Annotated in this window: 17 protein-coding genes; 9 read left to right on the top strand and 8 right to left on the bottom strand. The window is 66.2% G+C overall.

Annotated features, from left to right (window positions below; genetic code table 11):
• The 3 genes from ASF14_RS18065 to ASF14_RS18055 all read left to right on the top strand — a co-directional run.
• Window positions 1-345, top strand: a 345-nt coding sequence (locus tag ASF14_RS18065) for an electron transfer flavoprotein subunit alpha/FixB family protein (protein ID WP_201780616.1), incomplete at its 5' end; no start/stop codon positions are given.
• Window positions 346-558: 213 nt separating this feature from the next.
• Window positions 559-1,014, top strand: coding sequence for a hypothetical protein (locus tag ASF14_RS18060; protein ID WP_056438305.1), 456 nt, complete (start codon window positions 559-561; stop codon window positions 1,012-1,014).
• A 73-nt stretch (window positions 1,015-1,087) separates the two neighbouring features.
• Entirely contained in the window at window positions 1,088-2,137 is a 1,050-nt protein-coding gene (locus ASF14_RS18055; protein ID WP_056438302.1) for a LacI family DNA-binding transcriptional regulator, read from the top strand.
• A 97-nt stretch (window positions 2,138-2,234) separates the two neighbouring features.
• On the opposite strand, the gene ASF14_RS18050 is transcribed toward ASF14_RS18055, so the two are convergent.
• Window positions 2,235-3,362: a glycoside hydrolase family 68 protein gene (locus ASF14_RS18050; RefSeq protein WP_056438300.1), complete on the bottom strand. Its 1,128-nt coding sequence runs from the start codon at window positions 3,360-3,362 to the stop codon at window positions 2,235-2,237.
• 28 nt (window positions 3,363-3,390) lie between these two features.
• Window positions 3,391-4,758, bottom strand: coding sequence for an MFS transporter (locus tag ASF14_RS18045; protein WP_056438297.1), 1,368 nt, complete (start codon window positions 4,756-4,758; stop codon window positions 3,391-3,393).
• A 129-nt stretch (window positions 4,759-4,887) separates the two neighbouring features.
• Between ASF14_RS18045 and ASF14_RS18040 the strand changes: the two genes are divergently transcribed.
• Entirely contained in the window at window positions 4,888-5,388 is a 501-nt protein-coding gene (locus ASF14_RS18040) for a hypothetical protein (protein ID WP_156361295.1), read from the top strand.
• A gap of 7 nt (window positions 5,389-5,395) precedes the next feature.
• Here ASF14_RS18040 and ASF14_RS18035 read toward each other — a convergent pair whose 3' ends face one another.
• Complete coding sequence (locus ASF14_RS18035) at window positions 5,396-7,684, bottom strand: S9 family peptidase (RefSeq protein WP_236697130.1); 2,289 nt, start codon at window positions 7,682-7,684, stop codon at window positions 5,396-5,398.
• 155 nt (window positions 7,685-7,839) lie between these two features.
• Between ASF14_RS18035 and ASF14_RS18030 the strand changes: the two genes are divergently transcribed.
• Window positions 7,840-9,201, top strand: coding sequence for an FAD/NAD(P)-binding protein (locus ASF14_RS18030; protein WP_056438287.1), 1,362 nt, complete (start codon window positions 7,840-7,842; stop codon window positions 9,199-9,201).
• A 125-nt stretch (window positions 9,202-9,326) separates the two neighbouring features.
• On the opposite strand, the gene ASF14_RS21005 is transcribed toward ASF14_RS18030, so the two are convergent.
• Both ASF14_RS21005 and ASF14_RS18015 read right to left on the bottom strand, forming a co-directional pair.
• Window positions 9,327-10,084 (bottom strand): IS5 family transposase gene (locus ASF14_RS21005; RefSeq protein WP_156361294.1). Its coding sequence is split into 2 segments (ribosomal slippage): window positions 9,327-9,751 and window positions 9,751-10,084, totalling 759 coding nucleotides; the frame shifts between segments, so codons are not numbered across the junction.
• Between the two features lie 59 nt (window positions 10,085-10,143).
• Window positions 10,144-11,658 carry a tryptophan halogenase family protein gene (locus tag ASF14_RS18015; RefSeq protein ID WP_056438274.1) on the bottom strand — a complete coding sequence of 505 codons (1,515 nt, stop codon included), beginning with the start codon at window positions 11,656-11,658 and terminating at the stop codon, window positions 10,144-10,146.
• 194 nt (window positions 11,659-11,852) lie between these two features.
• On the opposite strand from ASF14_RS18015, the gene ASF14_RS18010 reads away from it, so the two are divergent.
• Both ASF14_RS18010 and ASF14_RS18005 read left to right on the top strand, forming a co-directional pair.
• On the top strand, window positions 11,853-14,378 hold the full coding sequence (locus ASF14_RS18010) for a TonB-dependent receptor domain-containing protein (RefSeq protein WP_056438505.1): 2,526 nt from the start codon (window positions 11,853-11,855) through the stop codon (window positions 14,376-14,378).
• A gap of 63 nt (window positions 14,379-14,441) precedes the next feature.
• On the top strand, window positions 14,442-15,464 hold the full coding sequence (locus tag ASF14_RS18005) for a LacI family DNA-binding transcriptional regulator (protein WP_056438270.1): 1,023 nt from the start codon (window positions 14,442-14,444) through the stop codon (window positions 15,462-15,464).
• A 65-nt stretch (window positions 15,465-15,529) separates the two neighbouring features.
• On the opposite strand, the gene ASF14_RS18000 is transcribed toward ASF14_RS18005, so the two are convergent.
• Complete coding sequence (locus ASF14_RS18000) at window positions 15,530-15,955, bottom strand: organic hydroperoxide resistance protein (RefSeq protein ID WP_056438268.1); 426 nt, start codon at window positions 15,953-15,955, stop codon at window positions 15,530-15,532.
• Between the two features lie 110 nt (window positions 15,956-16,065).
• Here ASF14_RS18000 and ASF14_RS17995 point away from each other — a divergent pair, with 110 nt between their 5' ends.
• Window positions 16,066-16,512 carry a MarR family winged helix-turn-helix transcriptional regulator gene (locus ASF14_RS17995; protein WP_056438266.1) on the top strand — a complete coding sequence of 149 codons (447 nt, stop codon included), beginning with the start codon at window positions 16,066-16,068 and terminating at the stop codon, window positions 16,510-16,512.
• Window positions 16,509-17,291, top strand: a complete 783-nt coding sequence (locus tag ASF14_RS17990) for a glutathione S-transferase family protein (protein ID WP_056438263.1) — start codon at window positions 16,509-16,511, stop codon at window positions 17,289-17,291. Before ASF14_RS17995 ends, ASF14_RS17990 begins: the two co-directional genes overlap by 4 nt.
• Before the next feature lie 102 nt (window positions 17,292-17,393).
• On the opposite strand, the gene ASF14_RS17985 is transcribed toward ASF14_RS17990, so the two are convergent.
• Both ASF14_RS17985 and yghU read right to left on the bottom strand, forming a co-directional pair.
• Complete coding sequence (locus tag ASF14_RS17985) at window positions 17,394-19,754, bottom strand: hypothetical protein (protein ID WP_236697129.1); 2,361 nt, start codon at window positions 19,752-19,754, stop codon at window positions 17,394-17,396.
• 236 nt (window positions 19,755-19,990) lie between these two features.
• Window positions 19,991-20,854, bottom strand: coding sequence for a glutathione-dependent disulfide-bond oxidoreductase (gene yghU / locus ASF14_RS17980; RefSeq protein ID WP_056438257.1), 864 nt, complete (start codon window positions 20,852-20,854; stop codon window positions 19,991-19,993).
• Window positions 20,855-20,873: the final 19 nt, after the last annotated feature.

The following is a 20,873-nucleotide window of genomic DNA, read 5'->3' as shown; positions in this document are numbered from 1 at the left end:
ATCGTCTCGGGCGGCCGCGCACTGGGGTCGGAGGATCAGTTCCATGCGCTGATCGACCCGCTCGCCGACAAGCTGGGCGCCGCCGTCGGCGCGAGCCGCGCGGCGGTCGATGCGGGCTATGCCCCCAACGACTATCAGGTCGGCCAGACCGGCAAGATCGTGGCGCCGGAAGTCTATGTCGCGGTCGGCATTTCGGGCGCGATCCAGCATCTGGCGGGAATGAAGGACTCCAAGATCATCGTCGCGATCAACAAGGACGAGGATGCGCCGATCTTCCAGGTTGCGGACATCGGCCTGGTCGGCGATCTCTTCACCGTCGTGCCTGAACTGACCGAGAAGGTGTAAAACCTTCTCCTCCGCGCGAACCAACATTCCTGCCCTGCAAGGGGAGGGGGGCCATGCGCAGCATGGTGGAGGGGTGTCCCGCTATCGCGAGGGTGACACCCCTCTGTCGGACCTGACGGCCTGCAATTCCCTTGCAGGAGCAGAAATGGTGAGAGATTTAAATCTAGATTAAGATTCGCGACATAGCATCTCCGCGCTTTCGGGGAATGCCTTATGAAACCAGCCGAGCCCCTCGCGCTGAACCATAGCTGGCCCTTGTTCGAACGCGGACTGCGTTTCGACCTGGGATGTCCGGATTCGCCTGACCTTACACCGGCGGGGACCGATGATGCGTGGCTGACCGCGCATGGCATCGGGCGCTGGTCCTGCGATCTGGAGTCCCAAAGCCTGAACTGGTCGGCGGGTGTCTTCCGTCTCTTCGACTGGCAACCGGATCGCCCCCTGGAGCGGCTTGGCGTCCTGCCGCTTTACCGATCCGAATCCCTGTCGGCGGTCGAGCGGCTACGCGCCTATGCCATCCGGCATCGGCGTGGCTTTACCATCGATGCGCAAATCCAGGCGCCGGGCGGCTCACGCTGGATGCGGATCGTCGGCGCACCGCAATGTCGGGGCAAGCATGTGGTAGCGCTACATGGCCTGAAATTCGACGTGAGTGGCGAATATCGCTGATCTATGTGAGGAAAAGCCTGCAAATTCCGTTGCCTGCTTGTTAGCGCCACGAAGCTTTGGCTACCATTCGCATATGACAGACAATATCACGGGAGGGGGCGGTCGCCGCGTGCGGACGATCGCGGATCTGGCGGAAATGGCGGGTGTGTCGCCCGGCACCGTCTCGCGCGCGCTGGCGGGCAAGTCGCTGGTCAATGCCGAGACGCGGACGCGAATTCAAGCGCTCGCCGACCTGCACGGCTTTCGCCCCAATCAGATGGCCAGCCGCCTGCGAACCCGCCGCACCGGCGTGATCGGCATCGTCGTTCCGCTGGGCCATGACCGGCGCCAGCATCTGTCCGACCCGTTCTTCATGACCATGCTGGGCCATCTGGCCGATGCGCTGACGGAGAACGGCTATGACGTGATGCTGTCGCGTGTCATCCCGGACGCACCCGATTGGCTGGACCGCGTGGTCGATAGCGGCATGGTCGACGGTGTGCTGCTGATCGGCCAGTCGAACCAGTATGACGCGATCGAGCGCGTCGCCAGCCGTTATCGTCCGCTCGTCGCCTGGGGCGTCAACCTGCCGGATCAGGTCCATGCGGCGGTCGGCACCGACAATGCCAAGGGCGGCTATCTGGCAGGCCAGCGACTGATCCAACGGGGGGCGCGTCGTATCGCCTTTCTGGGCGATATCAGCGCCCCCGAGATCCGCCAGCGCCATGACGGCCTGGCACGCGCCATGGCCCAGGCCGGGCTGGACGGCGGTCCGGTCCAGCTTGCCACCCATCTCGCCTCCGATGTGATGGAACAGGAGATCGGCGCGCATATCGACGCGCTGCTGGAGGAGGGCGGGGGGACCGTCGCGATCGACGGGATCGTCGCGGCGTCGGACATGATCGCGATGACCGCGGTGCGGGTGCTCGCCGACCGAGCGATCGCGGTGCCCGAGACGCTGCCCGTCATCGGCTATGACGACCTGCCGCTCGCCGCCCAGGCGGTGCCGCGCATCACCACCATTCGCCAGGACATTGCGGCGGGCGCCAAGGCGATGGTCGACGCGCTGTTCGCCCGGATCGGCGGGGGCGAGGCGGGATCGGTGGTGCTGGACCCCGAACTGGTGTTGCGCGAAACGGCCTGAGGACTTTCCTTGGCTGAAAGGGGAGGGGCGGTTGTGAGGGCAGGGACCCTCGCAACAGGTGACACCCCTCCGTCAGGCCCGCGGCCTGCCAAATAGCTTACGCGATCGTCACCCGGTCGCCATCGAACGCCAGTTGGAACCAGGGGGCGGCCGTTCCGCCGAACCGCTCCCGACGAAGCGCGACGTCCTCGCTCGCGTCGCGGCCTTCCATGCCCCAATAATCGACGAAGCTGGTGACATCGCCTTCGCCCGTGACCCACCAGCAATAGGCCTGGGCCGGCTCTTCCACCGGATTGCCCGCGACCAGCCCGGTGCCGTTGACCGGCCGCCAAGGCCCCCCAACGCTGTCCGCGACCATCGCATAGAGCCCGGTCGGCGCGCCGAGGCCGGGGGCGAAGCGCTTCCCCTGGGTCGACCAGAAGCAGTAATACAGGCCATTGCGGACGATGATGTGCGGCCGCTCCAGCTCGGCATTGACGCCGAGCGATTCGATCAGCGGCGGCTGGATGGTCCAGCACTCGCCCTCACGCCTGGCGACGCCAACTACGCCGTCGATATCTTGCTTCACCCAGCCTGCCGAGCCGACGAACAGCAGATACTCCGCGCCGTCCGCCGGATCGCGGAAATAGCCGGGATCGCGAAAGCCCTTGATGCCGCCATTTTCCGGCTCGGCCTGGTTGGCCACGATATAATGATGGCCGTCCGCCGCGACGCTCTCCACCGGCTCGCTCCAGCCTTCGGTGCGGGCGTTATCGCCCTCGACGATGAAGCGTCCTTCCGTCTCGAACAGCCGCTGCTCGAAGGTGCGGGGTTGGCCGCGCCGTCCCGAGGCGGTGAAATACATGGTCAGCGTCGTGTCGTCCTCGCCCAGCACCGCAGAGCCCGACCATTCGCGGCTACCCGGCGTGAAGCCGTCGGCAAAGGTCACGCCATGATCGCGCCAGCCGTCCGCGCCATAGCTGGTCAGGCGGATGCGCGCTTCGTCATGGCGCATCTCGGGGTCCGACAAACGCGGCGTCGCCAGGAAGAACCACCAGCTGCGCCCGCCGAAAAAGGCGGTGCGGCCATCGGCATAGGCGATCTGCCACATGTCCCAGAAATCATGGTCGGGCAGGATCGGCACGACATCGGCCGCGGTGAAGACCGGCAGGCGCGCGTCGGTCTGTGCCGGGATGCCGGCCAGTGCGTCAGCCGACCAGTGGGTAGGAGCGGGGGTGTCGGTCATGATACCTCAGGGAAGATCGAAACGGGGATCAGGCTTGCGGGGCGGCGCCGAGCGGCAGCCCCTGCGCATTGCGGGCGCGCACCGTGTAGACGGAGACGGCGGCCAGCAGCATCAGCACGCCGCACAGCGTCAGCACGTTACGCGGATCGCCGCCCAGCCAGCTTTGATAGAAGAGCGGCAGCGTCACGCCGAAGATCAGCATCGGGATGACGATCATCATGTTGAAGATGCCCATATAGACACCCGTCCGCTCGGGCGGAATCGAGCCCGCCAGGATGACATAGGGATTGCCCATCATGCTGGCCCAGCCCAGGCCGATGCCGATCGCGGGCAGGAACAGCATCGCCTTGCTGGTCATGTGCGGCATCACCATCATGCCGATGCCGGTGATGACGAGACAGGCGGCATGGAGCGGCGCGGCGCCGATCCGCCTGGCGAGCGGCACCATCGCAAAGGCCGCGACGAAGGCGACGCCGTTATAGAAGGCGGCCACTTCGCCGTTGGTCAGAACCGCGGCATGGAAGCCCGACGAGGTCGCGTCCGCCGTGCCATAGACCGAGCGGCCGATCGCATAGATGACGTAATTCCAATAGGCCATCATGGCATACCATTGGAACAGGCTCATCAGCGCCAGCTTGCGCATCGGCAGCGGCATGTTGCGGATCGCCTCGCCGATTTCTTTCAGCGTGGCGCCGATGCCCTTGGGCGCAGCGGCGATGCGCGCGCGCTCCTCGGGCGCCAGCGGCAGCTCGGGCACACGCTTGATCGACCAGACGATGGTGACGAAGGACAGGACCGCGCCGATCATGAAGACGATGCGCGCGGTGTAGGGAATGTTGTGCCCATCCACCCAGTCCGGGTTCATCCCCGCCCAGACTAGGATCGAGGGCGTGAGGAAGGCGAGCATCTGCGCCAGCCCGGTAAAGGCGCTCTGCGTCAGGAAGCCGATATTATGCTGCGTCCCATCCAGCCGGTCGGAGACATAGGCACGGTACGGCTCCATGGTGATGTTGTTGCCCGCATCCAGGATCCAGAGCAGCGACACCGCCATCAGCAGCGACGAGCTGAGCGGCATGAAGAACAGGCCGAAGGCGCACAGCACCGCGCCGATCAGGAAATAGGGCGTCCGCCGCCCCCAGCGGCTGTCGGTCCGATCGCTCATCGCCCCGATCAGCGGCTGGATCAGCAGGCCCGTCATCGGCCCGGCCATCTGCAACAGCGGAATCTGCGCCTCGGACGCGCCCAGATAGCTGTAGATCGGCGCCATGTTCCCCTGCTGCAGCCCGAAGCTGAATTGCAGGCCGAGAAAGCCCAGATTCATTTCCAGAATTCGGGTCAGCGAGAGGCGGGGCTTCAGCGGCACTCCGGTTCCGGCAGTGGGGGTGGACGGGGTCATGCGGGTCCTCTCGCACGCGGGGGTGGGCCTGTAGTCTATCGCTGGCTTGCCGCGTCGAGGCCATCATGCCGTGCTCCAACATGGAATGCAACAAACGATTGCATAGTGTGTTCGCGACGATTGCTTGTCATGCTTGATGCTTTGCCGGATCGTGTTTCAAGAGGGAGGAAGAGTCTGATGTCTTTGGGGATATTGGCGCTGACGATCGCATCGGCGGGCCATGGTGCCGCCCCGTCGCAGGTGATTTGCGAACTCGGTCGGGTGGTGGTTGCGGATATGCCGTCTCCCTCCGATCCTGGCATCTATTTCATCGAAACCAATCCGGCGCAGGATGGGCTGATGAAGATGTGTCCGCATTTGGCGCATAAGCTGCCAGCGGGATATGCGGCGGCCGATGAGGGTGCGCGATCGCGGGCGGCCGAACATGTGCCGACGCCAGGGCCGCAGCGCCCGCCGGCCGTCATCGCCACGATCGGCGTGCCACTGATCGCCGCCGATGGTCGGTCCGCGACGGTTAAGGTCACCACCGAATGCTCCGGCATGTGTGGCAGTGGCATGCTCTATCGCTATGTGCGGACCACCAAAGGATGGCGCCGCAACGGCAAGCCGTCGCCGATGTGGGTTTCCTGACCCCCGCTCACCGCCCGCCGGGCGGCAGGTTCGTCTCAAGGTAAAGGGTCATCAGCGAATAGAGGTGGATGCTGGTATTCTCGCCCTCATAGATGCCGTGGCTGCGGTCGGGATAGGCCATCATCGTGAACGGCTTGTTGAAGTGGATCAGGCGATCCACCAGCTGATCCTGGTTCTGGTAATGGACATTGTCGTCCAGCGTCCCGTGGATCAGCAGCAGATTGCCCTTCAACCGGTCGGCGAAATTGATCGGCGAGCCGTTCCTGTAGCCTTCCGCATTGTCCTGCGGCAGGCCCATGTAGCGCTCCTGATAGATGGTGTCGTAGAGCTTCATGTCGGTTGGCCCCGCCACCGCGATGCCGGTCTTGTAGAGGTCCGGATAGCGGAACAGCGCGTTCTGGGTCATCGCGCCGCCGCCACTCCAGCCCCAGATGCCGATCCGGGCGGGATCGATATAGGGCCGCGTGCTCAGCATCTTGCGCACGCCCGCCGCATAATCGGCGGAGGCCAGGATGCCGACCTGGCGATAGATGCTCTTGCGCCAGTCATGCCCTCTCGGCGTGGCGGTGCCGCGCGGGTCGAGGCTGGCGACCAGATAGCCCTTTTGCGCCAGCATCCGGTGCCACAGCCCCTGCGACCCGGCCCAGCGGTCCGCGACGGTCTGGCCCCAGGGTTCGCCATAGACGAAATAGAGGATCGGATAGCGCTTGGCCGGATCGAAGCCCGGCGGCTTGATCAGCCAGCCGTCTAGCTGCGTGCCGTCGCCGATATCGACGCGGAAGAACTCGGTGGCGGGCAGGCCAGTATTCCCGATGACCTGGGCCAGCGGCGCATTGGCGGCCAGGGTGCGAAGCGGCTGCTGGCGGGTCATGTCGAGCATGTCCGTCACCGGCGGCGCGTCGAAGCGCGAGACCGTGTGCAGCGCCCAATGCTCGCCCGGCGCGATGTCGTAGCTGTGCGTGCCGGGCTGGTTCGCAGGCGTCAGCCGCTCGACCTTGGGCGCGCCCGACAGGGTGGTGCGGTAGAGGTAACGCTGGGTCGGATTGTCGGGCGAGGCGATGAACCAGGCATAGCCCGTCTTTTCATCGACGTTCAGCAACTCGACCACGTCGAACTTGCCCGGCGTGCGCAGCGTCGCGCGGCCGCTCGCGCGGTCGATGGTGTAGAGATGGCGCCAGCCGTCGCGCTCCGACAGCCAGGTAAAGCTGCGCCCGCCGTTCAGCCATTCGGGGGCGACATTGGCCTCGACCCAGGCGGCGTCCTTCTCGACCATGATCGGCTTGACCGCGCCGGTCGCGGGATCGCCGAGCAGGACGTTGTAGGTATTCTGGAGGCGGTTGGATTGCTGGATGAACAGCGCGTCGGAACCGCCCGCCCAGCTGATCTGCGGCACGTAATTCTGGCGCGGGTCGCCCGTCAGCTTGAACCAGCGGGTGGCGCCGTCGACCACATCGATCACGCCGGTCGTGACCGCAGAGTTGGTCGTCCCCGCCTTGGGATATTGCAGCGGGATCACCTGCGAATATTGGCCGCCGGTGTTCTTCACCATATCGAAGGTGCCGACGCCCTTCGTATCGAAGCGCAGAAAGGCGATGCGGCGCGAGTCCGGGCTCCACTCGAACGCGCGGTGGACCGAGAATTCCTCCTCATACACCCAGTCGGCCAAGCCGTTGACGACATAGTCGTCGCCGTCCCTCGTCAACGCGGCGGCCGCGCCGCCCTCGATCGGTTCGACATAAATATTGTTGCTCCGGACATAGGCGATGCGGCGGCTGTCCGGCGAGACGGTCGCGTAGAGCAGGGTCGAGGGCGCGGCATCGCCACCGATCTTGTGCAGCCGCTTGGTGGTCGTGTCGTACAACCAGTAATCCGACAGCGCATTGGTCCGGCGGAAGCGCTTGCCATTGGTCTGGATCAGCAGCCAGCGCTGGTCAGCCGACCATTCATAGCTGTCGATGCCCAACGGCGCGCTTGCCCCCTGCGGGATCAGATCGGCGGCCGCGACGACGACCTGTCGCTGTCCATCGGCGATCGCATAGCGGACGATATCCTGTCCGCCCTTGGGCGCATCCTCGAGCGCGAGATAGCTCTCGCCGTCCTTGCCCCAGCGGCTGGCGCGAACGGACTGGGTGCGCACCGCCCCCGGGCCGAAAATCCCCTCGACCGACAAGGCACCGGAGAGCGCGGCGGCTGGCGTCGTGGACGAGGCGTCGGACGGCGGCACGGGCACGGGCGTCTGGGCCAAAAGCGGGGCCGCCAAAGCGACCGACGACAGCGAAACCAAAAGTCCGGACATCCGCCAGCACGACCGCATCGACCCACCCACTCCTTGATCAGAAGCATCGGAGCCTAACGATTGCTTCTAAAATCGTATACTGAAATCTGCGTGAAGATCGGCCGCGATAGGATTAGGGCATCGGCGGTGGCGATCACGAAGGGACGGGTCGGTTGATGGATGCAGGAATCGAGCATGTCGCGATCATCGGCGGCGGCTTTGCGGGCACGTTGCTGGCCATCAATCTGGTGCGCCATGGCGGCCCGCGCGCGACGCTGATCGAGCGGCGCGCCAATCAGCTGGCGCGCGGCGTCGCCTATAGCGCGGCGCATGCCGAACATCTGCTGAACGTGCGCGCAGGCAATATGAGCGCGCTGCGCGACGATCCCGATCATTTCGTCCGCTGGCTGGTCGCGCGCGGGACGGGGGATGCCAAGACCTTCGTGCCCCGCCGCGTCTATGGCGACTATCTACGCGACCTGTTGATGGAGACGATCGCGGCGGACCCGGCGCGGCTGACCCTGGCGAGTGGCGAAGTGGTGGCGTTGGAGCAGGCCGGGCAGGGCTATCGCCTCGAAATGGCGGAGGGCGCAGGGCTGACGGCCGATGCGGTGGTGCTGGCGCTGGGCAACCTGCCGCCGCACACGCCGCCGGGGATCGATCCGGCGGTGCTGGCGGACGGGTGCTATCGCGAAGATCCTTGGGCGGGCGATATCGCCGAGGGGTTGGGTGCGGATGACCGGGTGCTGCTGGTCGGCAGCGGGCTGACCGCGATCGATGCGGCGCTGCTGCTGGACGCCAGCGGGTTCGGCGGGCGGACCATCGCCATGTCGCGTCGCGGACTGGCCCCGCGCCGTCATGCCGAGACGCCGCCGGTCGCTCCTTTACGCGAACGCCCCGCCGCCAGCCTGTCCGCGCTGGTGCGGCATGTGCGTTGCGCGGCGGAGGAGCAGGGCTGGCGCGGGGCGGTCGACGCATTGCGGCCCGTCACCCAGATGATGTGGGGCGCGGCGGATGGTGCGACGCGGGCGCGCTTCCTGCGGCATTTGCGGCCCTATTGGGACGTGCATCGCCATCGCCTGGCGCCATCGGTCGCCGATCGGGTGGAGGCGTTGATCGGAGCGGGGCGCTTGTCGGTCGCAGGCGGCAAGCTGGTGCGGGTCGAGCCCGATGGCGAGGGCGCGATCGTGCACTGGCGCCCGCGAGGGACGGAGGTTGTGGAGGCGCTGCGGGTAGCGCGGATCGTCAACTGCACCGGGCCGCAGGGCGATCTGCTGCGATCACGCGAGCCGCTGATCCGGCAGTTGTTGGGGGCCGGGATGATCCGCCCCGACGCGCTTCGTATCGGCTTGGAGGTCGACGCGCAGAGCCATGTCGTGGCGGCGGATGGCGGTGCGGCCGAGCGGCTCTACTGCATCGGCCCGATGACGCGCGGCGGGCTGTGGGAGGTCGTGGCGGTGCCGGACCTGCGCCAGCAGAACTGGGAACTGGCGCGGCGGCTGGCGCATGCGCAATGGGTCGGCGGCGAGGGGCTGTAACCGACCCTCACCCTTCCGGCGCTTCGCGCCTCCCTCCCTCTCCCGATGGGAGAGGGAAGGGGCCCGCCCGCGTTAGCGGGTGGGAAGGGTGAGGGTGGATGCGGCTTAGGGTCAGGACTCGTTGATCACAGCCAGAAGATGACGGTGGCAGCGAGGGCGACGGCGGAGAAGAAGGCGGTCGGGCAGCGGTCATAGCGGGTGGCGACGCGACGCCAGTCCTTGAGGCGGCCGAACATGATCTCGATGCGGCTGCGTCGCCGGTAGCGGCGCTTGTCGTATTTGACCGGCTCGTTGCGGGATTTCCGACCTGGTATGCAGGGCTGGATGCCCTTGGCCTGGAGAGCGTCGCGGAACCAGTCGGCGTCGTAGCCGCGATCGCCAAGCAGCCACTGTGCCGCAGGCATGTCGTCGAGCAGCGCGGCGGCCCCGGTATAGTCACTGACCTGGCCTGCGGTCATGAAGAAGCTCAAGGGCCTGCCGTTCGCGTCGGCGACGGCGTGTAGCTTGGTGTTCATGCCGCCTTTGGTGCGCCCGATCAGGCGACCGAGATCCCCTTTTTTACCCGCAGGCTCGAGGCCGTGCGGTGCGCCTTCAGGTAGGTCGCATCGATCATAAGCGTCTTCGGCTCCGCGCCAGCCGCAGCCAGACCCTCCATCATTCGCATGAACACACCAGCCGCACCCCAGCGCTTCCAGCGGTTGTACAGCGTCTTGTGCGGACCATAGTCGCTGGGGGCATCTCGCCAGCGCAGTCCATTACGATTGACGAACACGATGCCGCTCAGCACGCGCCGGTCATCCACTCGAGGCTTGCCGTGGCTCTTGGGAAAGAACGGCCGCAGCCGCTCCATCTGCTCATCCGTCAGCCAAAACAGGTCGTTCATTCGGGTCTCCTCGCGGAGCCTGAATCAGATTGCGACGCTTCCATCAATGGGTCCTGACCCTAAATAGTCGCCCCGATCTTCGTCAGCCATTGCGCATGGGTCGGCATGGACTCCGCCATCTGCCCGATCGCGCCCGCCAGTTTCGCCACGAAACCTCGGCTCTGCGCGGGATCGCCATAAGCCAGTAGCGGGTCCAGCCCCTCGGGCATGTTGAACTGCCCGATATGCACCGCTGCCCAACTCGCCGGGCCGAACAGGTCCATGTCGCGCGCGACCAGCCTTCCGCTCTCGCGGAAATGCGCGATCTTCATCGCCAGCGTGTCGGGGATCGGCATGGCCGCGCATTCGCGCCACAGCGGCGCATCGGTCCGCTCGGTCAGCTTATAGTGCAGGATCAGGAAGTCTCGGATACGCTCATACTCAGTGATCGCGACGCGGTTATATTCCTCGATCGCCGCAGGGGCGAAGGCTTGCGTGGGAAAGTAAGCGAGCAGCTTGGCGATGCCCGCCTGGATCAGATGGATGCTGGTCGACTCGAGCGGCTCCATGAAGCCGCTCGACAGGCCGATGGCGACGACGTTGCGGTTCCACATCCGCTTGCGCCGCCCGGTGGTGAAGCGCAGGAAACGCGGGTCGCCCAGCGCCGCACCGTCGAGCTTCGCCATCAGTGTCGCGGCGGCCTGGTCGTCCGAAATATGGCGGCTGCAATAGACATAGCCGTTGCCCGTCCGATGCTGGAGCGGGATGCGCCATTGCCATCCGGCCTCACGCGCGGTCGAGCGGGTATAGGGTGTCAGCCCGTCGCCGCCGGTTTCGCACGGCACCGCCACCGCGCGGTCGCAGGGCAGCCAATGCGTCCAGTCCTCATAGCCGGTGCCCAGCGCCTCTTCGATCAGCAGCCCCCGAAAGCCCGAACAGTCGACGAACAGATCGCCCGCCAGCACCCGGCCATCGTCGAGCGTGACCGAGGCGACATGACCGCGCACCTCCTCCAGCGCATGGCCCGCAATCTTGCCCTCGACCCGTACCACCCCGCGCGCCTCGGCATAGCGGCGCAGGAACTGCGCATAGAGCCCGGCATCGAAATGATAGGCATAGTCGAAGGTGGAGGCGACACTGCGCGGATCGGCCATCGGCGCGGCGAAGCGTCCGCGCTGGCCCGCGCCCCAGGCCATGGACAGGTCGTCGAAGGCGATACCGCTGCCCGGCCCGCCCGCCGCCAGCCAATGCTGATGCACCGCCACCAGATCGAAGGATTTGCCGTGCGTGCCGAAGGGGTGGAAATAGCGATGGCCCGCGCGTCCCCAGCCGACGAATTCGATGCCCAGCTTGAAGCTGCCCTTGGTCTCGCGCAGGAATTCGGCTTCGTCGATGCCCAGCGTCTGGTTGAACAGGCGGATCGGCGGAATGGTCGCCTCGCCGACGCCGACCGTGCCGATGGCGTCCGACTCGACGAGCGTGATCGACAGGCCGCGTGGGCTAGCATGGGCCAGTGCCGCCGCCGTCATCCAGCCCGCCGTGCCGCCGCCGACGATCACCACCGATCGGATCGCATCGGGGGAAGGGGTCGTCATCGCCATCTCTCCTTCGGGCACTCGCGGCCCTTCGCACTCTTAGCCGGTCGATCGGACAGGCGCCGCTGTGCTTTCTCGATCACAGATAGGTAAATTTCTTTGCAATGGTTTGCAATGATCCGTTGCAAACGATTGCGCGTGTGTTATCCAAAATGCACGACAGCCCGGACAGCGGGGCGAATCAGGAGAGGGTTATGACGACGAGCGTTCTGCGGTCTTGCGGATCGATGGCGGCCTTGGCGATGGCGCTGGTGAGCGCACCGGCCTTCGCGCAGGCGGCCCAGGCCCCGACCCCGGCGACCCAGGAGGGGGCCACCCCCGATGCCGGCGCGTCCAGCGAAGACATCGTCGTCACCGCGACCAGCGGCGAGCGCTCGCGTTTCCGCAGCTCGATCTCGGTGTCGCAGGTCAGCCAAGAGGCGATCCAGAACTTCACCCCGCGTTCGACCGCCGAAATCCTGCGCAACATCCCTGGCCTTCAGCCCAGCGACACGGCGGGGCCGGGCGGCAACGCCAATATCGGCGTGCGCGGCATTCCGGTATCGACCGGCGGTTCGGAATATGTCTCGCTACAGGAAGACGGTCTGCCCGACGTGCTGTTCGGCGACATCAACTTCGGCAACAACGACTATTGGCTGCGCTTCGATCAGAACATCAAGACGGTCGAGGCGGTGCGCGGCGGTTCGGCCTCGACCTTCGCCAGCCAGGCACCGGGTGCCGTCATCAACTTCATCAGCAAGACCGGTGACGTGGAAGGCGGCCAGATCGCCTATTCCAACGGCCTGGGCTTCCGCGAACATCGCGTCGATTTCGACTATGGCGGCCCGATCGACGAGACGACGCGTTTTCATGTCGGCGGTTATGCGCGCAACGGCGGCGGCTACACCAACGAGAATTTCAACATCCTGCGCGGCTATCAGATCAAGGCGAACATCACCAAGGATCTGCCCGACAATCGCGGCTTCATCCGCTTGTACTTCAAGCGGCTGGACGAGCAGGCCCCGACCAACACGACCACGCCGACGCTGGCCACGCTGGACGGCGACCGGGTGACGGGCTTCACGCCGCTGCCCAATTTCGACGGGCGTTCCGGGTCGGCCTATACGATCTACAACCGCAACTTCCAGTATCTGGACTATGACAATGGCGGCGTGAAGTCGGCCGAGGTGCAGGGCATCCATCCGCGCGTCACCGGCATCAGCGGTCAGGTGCATTACGACATCACCGACAATATCTCGCTGGACGACACGATCCGTTACCAGTGGATCAGCGGCAACTTCACGACCCAATTCATCAACGTCCAGACGCGGACGGGCACCGGTGGCCTGATCGGGTCGACGGTGAACGGCCAGACGGTGGGCTCGATCCGCTATGCGGCGGGGCCGAATACGGGCCAGTTGTTCACGGGCGCCTATGTGAACAACAACCCCAACATCAACGTGTTCATGAAGAACATGGACAATTTCGCCAACAACCTGACGCTGAACGGCAAGTTCGACGTTGGGCCGGGCAAGGCGCGGCTGACCGCCGGTCTGTTCGTGATGCGGCAGAACATCGTCCAGGATTGGCACGTCAACCGCCAGTATAGCGAGCTGAACGGCGAGAATGCCGCGCCGCTCGACCTGTTCTCGACCACCGGCACGCAGCTGACCGCCGCGGGCCAGGCCGGGTTCAACGACAATTGGGGCAGCTGCTGCGCCCGCCGGGTCGACCTGACCTATACCGATGTCGCGCCCTTCCTGCAGGCCGGTTACGAGGTCGGCGGGCTGAACCTCGACGCCTCGATCCGCTATGACAGCGTGCATGGCGAGGGCACCGCGCAGGGCGGCGTGGCTGGGCCGACGACCCGCGTGACCGACGCACTGGGCTCGGCGCTGATCCCGTCGCTGGTGCTCAGCCCGAACGTGGAGAAGATCAACTATACCGATGGCTATGTCAGCTGGTCGGTGGGCGCGCTCTATGCCTTCGACAGCAAGACGAGCGTCTTCGCCCGCGCCAGCCGCGGCGGCCGCTTTAACGCCGACCGTCGTGTCCTGTCGGGCAACTTCAACGCGGACGGCTCGCTGAATGCGCAGGGGCAGGCGACCTCGGTCAACTTCCTCAACCAGCAGGAAATCGGCGTGAAGCAGCGCGGCGGCCTGTTCGGCGCATCCTACTCGGTCGAAGTCACCGGCTTCCACTCGACCCTGACCGAGAATAATTACGACTTCACCCGGATCAACAATCCGGCGCCGAACAACAACCCGAACATCTCGAACGGCTATCGCTCCTACGGTATCGAGTTCACCAGCCGCGTCACCTATGGCGACTTCCACCTGGCGGTCGACGCGACCTATGCCAATTCGAAGATCACCAGCAGCGCGACGCCCGGCCTGGTCGGCAAGAAGCCCGGCGGCCTGCCGGACTTCCTGTTCGTGGTGTCGCCGTCCTATGACGCCGGTCCGGTCGCGTTCGGCGTCAGCATGAACGGCCAGACCAGCACCAAGTCGGACGACTTCAACCTCTACACGATCAAGGGGTCCACCTTCTTCAACGGCTTCATCACCGTGCGGCCTATGGACAGACTGGAACTGGGCCTCAACGCCAACAACATCTTCGACAAGCTCGGCTTCCGTGGCGGCGGCGGCATCTTCCCGGTTCTGTCCTCGACGCAAGGGGTGTTCAACAACACCGCGCTTTACGGGCGCACGGTGACGGCCTCGGTCCGCTACCGCTTCTGATCCAATCCCCTTGGGGCGGGTGCCACTTGGCATCCGCCTCATTTTTGTTTCAGGAGGCTGGCCATGACCGATGCGTCCCCACCCGCCCGCACCCTGAAGGACATTGCCCGGCTGGCGGGCGTGTCGCCCGGCACCGTCAGCCGCGCGCTGGCGGGCAAGAGCGTGGTCAATGCCGAGACGCGGGCGAGGATCGAGGCGCTGGCCGCCGAACATAATTTCCAGATCAACCAGATGGCCCGCCGCCTGCGCGCGCAGCGCACCGGTGTGATCGGCGTCGCCATTCCGCTGGGCCATGAGCGGCGGCAGCGATTGTCCGATCCCTTCTTCATGACGCTGCTCGGTCATCTCGCCGACGAACTGGCGTCGCGCGATCATGACGTGATGCTGTCGCGGATCATACCCGATGACGATGACTGGCTGTCACGGATCACCCGTTCGGGGATGGTCGACGGCGTGCTGCTGATCGGTCAGTCGGACCAGCTTTCGGTGATCGAGGCGGTGGCCGAAACCTATCGGCCGCTCGTCGTCTGGGGCAGCACCATGCCGGGACAGCGTCACTGCGCGGTCGGCGTCGACAATCGGCTGGGCGGGCGGATGGCGGGCGAGCATCTGATCGCGACGGGGCGCCGCCATATCGCCTTCATGGGCGAGGTTCGCACGCTGGAACTGGCGCAGCGCCATGCGGGGTTGTGCGACGCGATGGCCGATGCCGGACTGAAGCCGCCGCAGCAACTGGACGTGGCGCTCGCGCCCGAACTGATGCCCGACCAGATCGAGGACAATCTGGCACGGATGACGCGGGAAGGGCAGGGGATCGACGGCATCGTCGCCGCGTCGGACATGATCGCGCTGGCGACGATGGCGGCCCTGGTCGCCGGGGGGCGATCGGTGCCGGGCGATGTCGCGGTCACGGGCTTTGACGACCTGCCGCTGGCCGAACGCGCCATCCCCCGGCTGACCACGATCCGACAGGATCTGGAGGCGGGGGCCAAGGCAATGGTCGAGGCGCTGTTCACGCGGCTGGACGGAACCGCTGCGCCGGGGCTGGAGATGCCGCCACGTCTGATCGTGCGCGACTCCGCCTGACAAAAACGGCGCGGTCTTCAGGGAGATCAGACCGCGCCGGGAAGGTTCAGGGAGTACGGAGGATGTCAGGCCAGCGTCAGGCCGACATCCACATTGCCGCGCGTGGCGTTCGAATAGGGGCAGATCTGATGCGCGGCCTCGACCAGCTTTTCGGCCTCGGCGCGATCGATGCCCGGCAGTTCGACGGTCAGGTCGGCGGTGATGCCGAACCCGCCCGCCGCGCGCGGACCGATGCCGACCTTGGCCGACACGGCGACGTCATCGGGAATCTTCACCTTCAGCTGCTGGCCCGCCACCTTCAGCGCGCCGACGAAGCAGGCCGAATAGCCCGCCGCGAACAGCTGCTCCGGGTTGGTGCCGTCGCCGCCGGCGCCGCCCAGTTCCTTGGGCGTCGACAGCTTGACGTCGAGCGTGCCGTCCGGGGTGCTCGCCTGGCCGTCACGGCCACCCGTGGCACGCGCCTGGGTCTGGTACTTCACGTCGATCGTCATGATAGTGTCTCCGATATTCCTTATCGCGATACATATATGGGGTGGCGGAACGGACTTGTCCAGCGCTTCTTTTATCGTGATATACATTTCACCCTAAAGGGAGATGGCAAATGTCGGCCCCATGGCCGCTCGACGAACAGCTGTGTTTTGCGGTTTATGCCGCCAACATGGCGATCCAGCGAAGCTACAAGCCGATGCTCGACCAGCTCGGCCTGACCTATCCGCAATATCTCGCGCTGCATGTCCTGTGGGAGGAGGATGGGCGTACGATCGGTGCGATCGCACATCGCCTGTCGCTGGAGTCCAGCACGGTGACCCCGCTGGTCAAGCGGCTGGAGGCCGCCGGGCTGCTGGTGCGCGAACGCGATCCGCAGGACGAGCGGCAGGTGCGGGTCAGCCTGACCCCCGCCGGGCGCGAAATGCGCGATCGGTGCGGCTGCCTGGGCGAGGAGCTGATCGCCCGGTCGGGGATGGAGGTCGATGACCTCAAGGCCCTGAAGGCCGAGGTGCACGCCCTGCGCCTGGCGCTCGAACGGCGCGACGGCGCGGCGGCGTGATCCTCTACGATCATCCGCTGTCTTCCTATGGGCAGAAGGTGAAGATCGCGCTGCGCGAAAAGGGCATCGCCTTTACCCGCATGCTGCCGGATGATTTCGGGACGGGGCGGCAGGATACCGTCTTCGCCGCCGCCAATCCCCGGACCGAAGTGCCGGTGCTGATCGTCGAGGGCGGGCAACCGATCTTCGATTCCACGATCATCCTCGATTATCTCGACGAACGCTGGCCCGAAACGCCACTGATGCCGCACGACTCGCTCGTCCGCGCCCGCCAGCGCGAGATCGAGGAGATTGCCGACAGCCAATATGAGGCGGTGAACTGGGGCTATGGCGAGATCCTGTGGTTTCGTCGGGCCGAGGGGGCGCTGGCGGACGATATGCGCCATGTCGCGGCGACCGACACGCGGGTGCTTCAGGCGTGGCTGACGAAGCAATTGGGCGACGCGCCGTGGTTCGGCGGCGAGACGTTCGGGCGGGCCGATGCGGCGGTGGCGCCGATGGTCAACCGCTCGGTCCATTACGGGCTCGGGACGGTGGCGGGATCGCCGCTGGCGCTGTGGCATGAGCGCATTTCGGCACGGCCCGCAGTTGCCGAGACCTTTGCCGAGTTCGATGCGGCGGCGGCGCATATGGCACAGGCGGCTGATCATTATCGCAGCGGCGGGCGACGGCGCGAATATCGCGATCACCGGTTGGAATGGATGATCCGCTCAGGCGGGGTGCCGGTGGTGCTGGAGGGGTTACGCGAGGATAATATCCGGTTTTCATGGCCGGGTTAGGGGCGTGCGCTTCGACTTCGCTCAGCGTGAACGGTTTTCGGTACAAGGCCCCAAAACCCCGACCTTCGTTCAGCCTGAGCGAAGTCGAAGGCCAAGGGAAACCTATGACTTCTGCGCCAAGGTAAACACCACCCCCGGCGCATCCCGCAGCGTCACGTACAGCAACCCGTTCTGCGCCTGAGGCCCCGCCAGTCGCGACGCCGTAAACCCCGGCGGCACGCTGATCGCCCCGGCCATATCGGCACTCGCCGCCACCCGGTCGATCAGGAACAGGTCGCGCCCGGCCATTTGGCACCCATCGGCGGCACAGGTGGTCGCGTCGATCCCCGGTAGCCGGACCAGCGTGGCCAGCGGGCTCCAGTCGCCCTTGATGCCCCCCCGCACGATCCGATAGCGCAAGCCCCCCGCCGCCGCCGGACCCAGCCGCGCCGGATCAAGCGTCGCCACCGCGATATCGGGCGAGGACAGCCGGACGTCGCGCCCGCCTTCCAGTATCACCGACGCGCTGCCATCGGCCGTGCCGACCTCGATCGCGTCGGTCGGGGTCAGTCGCGTGCCCTCGGCCGCGCGGACCGAGAAGGTCAGGCGGCTATTGTCGGGCAGGATCGCCTCGTCCCTGGTCGCCAGCGTCACCGCGCCCGCCGCCGCCTTGGGCGTCAGGCTGCGCGCGATCAGCGTCGCGGCGGGGCGCGGCGGCGCGGCGGTGATCGGCACCGACAGGGTGCGTCCATCGGTCAGCCTGATCTTCGCGCTGGTGCCCGACGGCAGGCGGCCCTCGGCGGCGGTGACGACCAGCCGGTCTGTATCGCCTTCGCGGGTCACGCTATCGGGCGAGAGGCGGACATCGCCGATTTCGACCCCGGCAATCTCGTCCAGCCGCTGTCCGGTCAGCGTCGCGAACCGGTCTCCCTTGGCCAGCGTCACAGTGTCGATCCGGCTGGCGGGCGAGAAGGCGCGCAAGGCGACCGTGCGCGGGGCGGCATCGCCGATCTGCTGCACCTCCAGCGTCACGTCACCCGCCCGCGCCGATTTCAGCGGCAGGGTGACGTTGATCCCGTCCGCCCCGCGCAAGATGAATGGCACCGGCTGCGGCGCGCCCGAGCCGCTGCGCATCGTCACGCCGGTCACGCAGGCGGCGGCGGGGCCGGTCAGCGCGACGCTGTTGTCGCGGCCGACGACCAGGCTCTGGCCGCTATCGTCCGCGCGCCAGTCTCCGCTGCCCGGGAATTGCAGCGTGAAACTGGGGCCTTCAAAGCTGTCGAAGCCCCAGGTGCCGTGCAGCTTGGCGGACGCCTTGCCCGACAAGGCCCCCGCAGGCAGCGGATCGCTTAGGACATAACCCCCGCGATCGGCCCGCGCGCGGACGGGCAGGTCGATCCGCTTGCCGTCGGCGGCGGTGATCGACACCATCATGTTGCGCGCGAACGCCGTCGAATAGATCAGCGGCGCGCCCTCGACCGGCAGGACCAGGCCCGGCCGCGCCCCGCAGAGCGGCACGTCGCCGGTGACGCGCAGGCGCGGCGGGCTGACCGCGTCGATGGCGGGCATGGCGGCGACCAGCACCGATTTGGGCTTGGCGAAAGAGGGGGCTGCGTTGAGCAGCAGCGCCATCCGGTCGCCGTCCCGCGTGGCCAGCGTCGGCAGATAGCCGAATTGCGGATTGCCGAACGCGCCGAACACCCGTGCGATGTCACGGACCACGGCGATATAGGGACTGTAATAGCCCAGCCCGGCCTCGCGCGTATAGCTGACCTGCAAGGCCAGATCGGTCGGCGCGCCGATCAGCGTGTCGGTCATCGAACTGCTATGGATGTCGGCCAGCACCAGATTTTCCTGGTTTTCGAGCAGACAGGCCGCCTGCAACTCGATCACCTTGGCCAGGCAGTCGGGGTTCAGCTTGAGCGCCAGGCTGTTCGACAGGGCGGGCGCGAGAGTGCGCAGGAACTCGGGGTGGCTGTTTTCCTGTGCGCGGATCGCCGCGACAAAGGCGTTCAGCCGCGAACGGTCTAGCGAGGCCTGGTTCAGGTCCTGCACCGCACGGACGAACTCGCCCGGCCGGTCGCGCACCGCATCGACGATGGTGCCCGATGCGCCGCCCGTTTCCGGCACCAGGAACAGCGCCATCTGCCGGGCGCCCTTGGGCACGGTCAGGGTCAGGCGGCGATCCTTGTCCTTGGGTTTCCAGGTCTCGGCCGACTTCACCCAGTCCTTGGGCGGCGGGTTGGTCGCGCCGCTCAGGAAGGCGGAGAAGAGGATGTAATGCGCCCGCTGGTCGCGCGGCAGATCCGCCTCGATGATCAGCCGGTCGCCGGTGGCAAGGTTGGGCACCTCGGCGATGGGCAAAGTGCGGTCCCCGCGCGTGACGGAAATGCGCAACGCTGGCCCCGGCAGGTCGAAAGGGGCCGGATCGGCGGCGCAGAGCGGGCTTTCGACCAAAGCGGCCGCCGCGAGCGCCAGCGCCATCAGCGGGCGTGGGAGGGGAAGGCGAGGGAGCATGGCGGGGACTTAAGGCGCAGACGGCGGCGGGGATCAAGCCATTCGCGGCAGATGACATGCGGGCGTCATCTGTGTTTTCACATTCCTCCCCTGCAAGGGGAGGGGGAGCAGCGAAGCTGGTGGAGGGGTGTAACCGCTGCTGGTGACACCCCTCCGTCAGCCCTTCGGGCTGCCACCTCCCCTTGCTGGGGAGGACCGAATGTTCAGCTCAGCTTGTCGGCTGTCTTCGTCTCGAAATCGCTGGCGTCATGTCGTTCGCGCAACTGCTCGGACGGCTCGCCGAAGGTGCGGTTGACCATGCGCCCGCGCTTCACGGCAGGACGGGCGTCGATCTCGCGCGCCCAGCGCAGGACATGGGTATAGTCCTGCACCTGAAGGAATTCGGCAGCGTCATAGAGGCGGCCCAGCACCAGCTGCCCGTACCAGGGCCAGATCGCCATGTCGGCGATGCTGTACTCGTCGCCTGCGACAAAGGCGTTATGCTCCAGCTGGCGGTTCAGCACGTCGAGCTGGCGCTTGGCCTCCATCGCATAGCGGTCGATGGCATATTCGATCTTCACCGGCGCATAGGCATAGAAATGGCCGAAGCCGCCGCCTAGGAACGGCGCGCTGCCCATCTGCCAGAACAGCCAGGACAGGACACGCGCCCTGGCGGTCGGGTCGGTCGGCAGGAACGCGCCGAAGCTTTCGGCCAGATGGACCATGATCGCGCCGGATTCGAAGATGGCGAGCGGCTCGGACCCACGCCGGTCGACCAGTGCGGGGATCTTGGAATTGGGATTGACCGCGACGAAGCCGCTGCCGAACTGATCGCCATCGGCGATGCTGATCAGCCAGGCGTCATACTCCGCCCCCGCATGACCGGCGGCGAGCAATTCCTCCAGCAGGATCGTGACCTTGACGCCGTTGGGCGTGCCCATCGAATAGAGCTGGAGCGGATGGGTGCCGACCGGCAGGTCCTTGTCATGCGTCGCCCCTGCGACGGGGCGATTGATGGCGGCGAAGCGTCCCCCGCTTTCCTTGTCCCAGGTCCAGATGGCGGGCGGGGTATAGGCGTCGTCGCTCATGGCTCGTAGCTCCAGCTTT

The organism is Sphingomonas sp. Leaf257 (assembly GCF_001422185.1).
In the GTDB taxonomy this organism is placed as follows: Bacteria; Pseudomonadota; Alphaproteobacteria; order Sphingomonadales; family Sphingomonadaceae; genus Sphingomonas; species Sphingomonas yabuuchiae.
The sequence above is the reverse complement of the archived record's forward strand: the minus strand, read 5'-3'. Positions and strand labels throughout refer to the sequence as shown.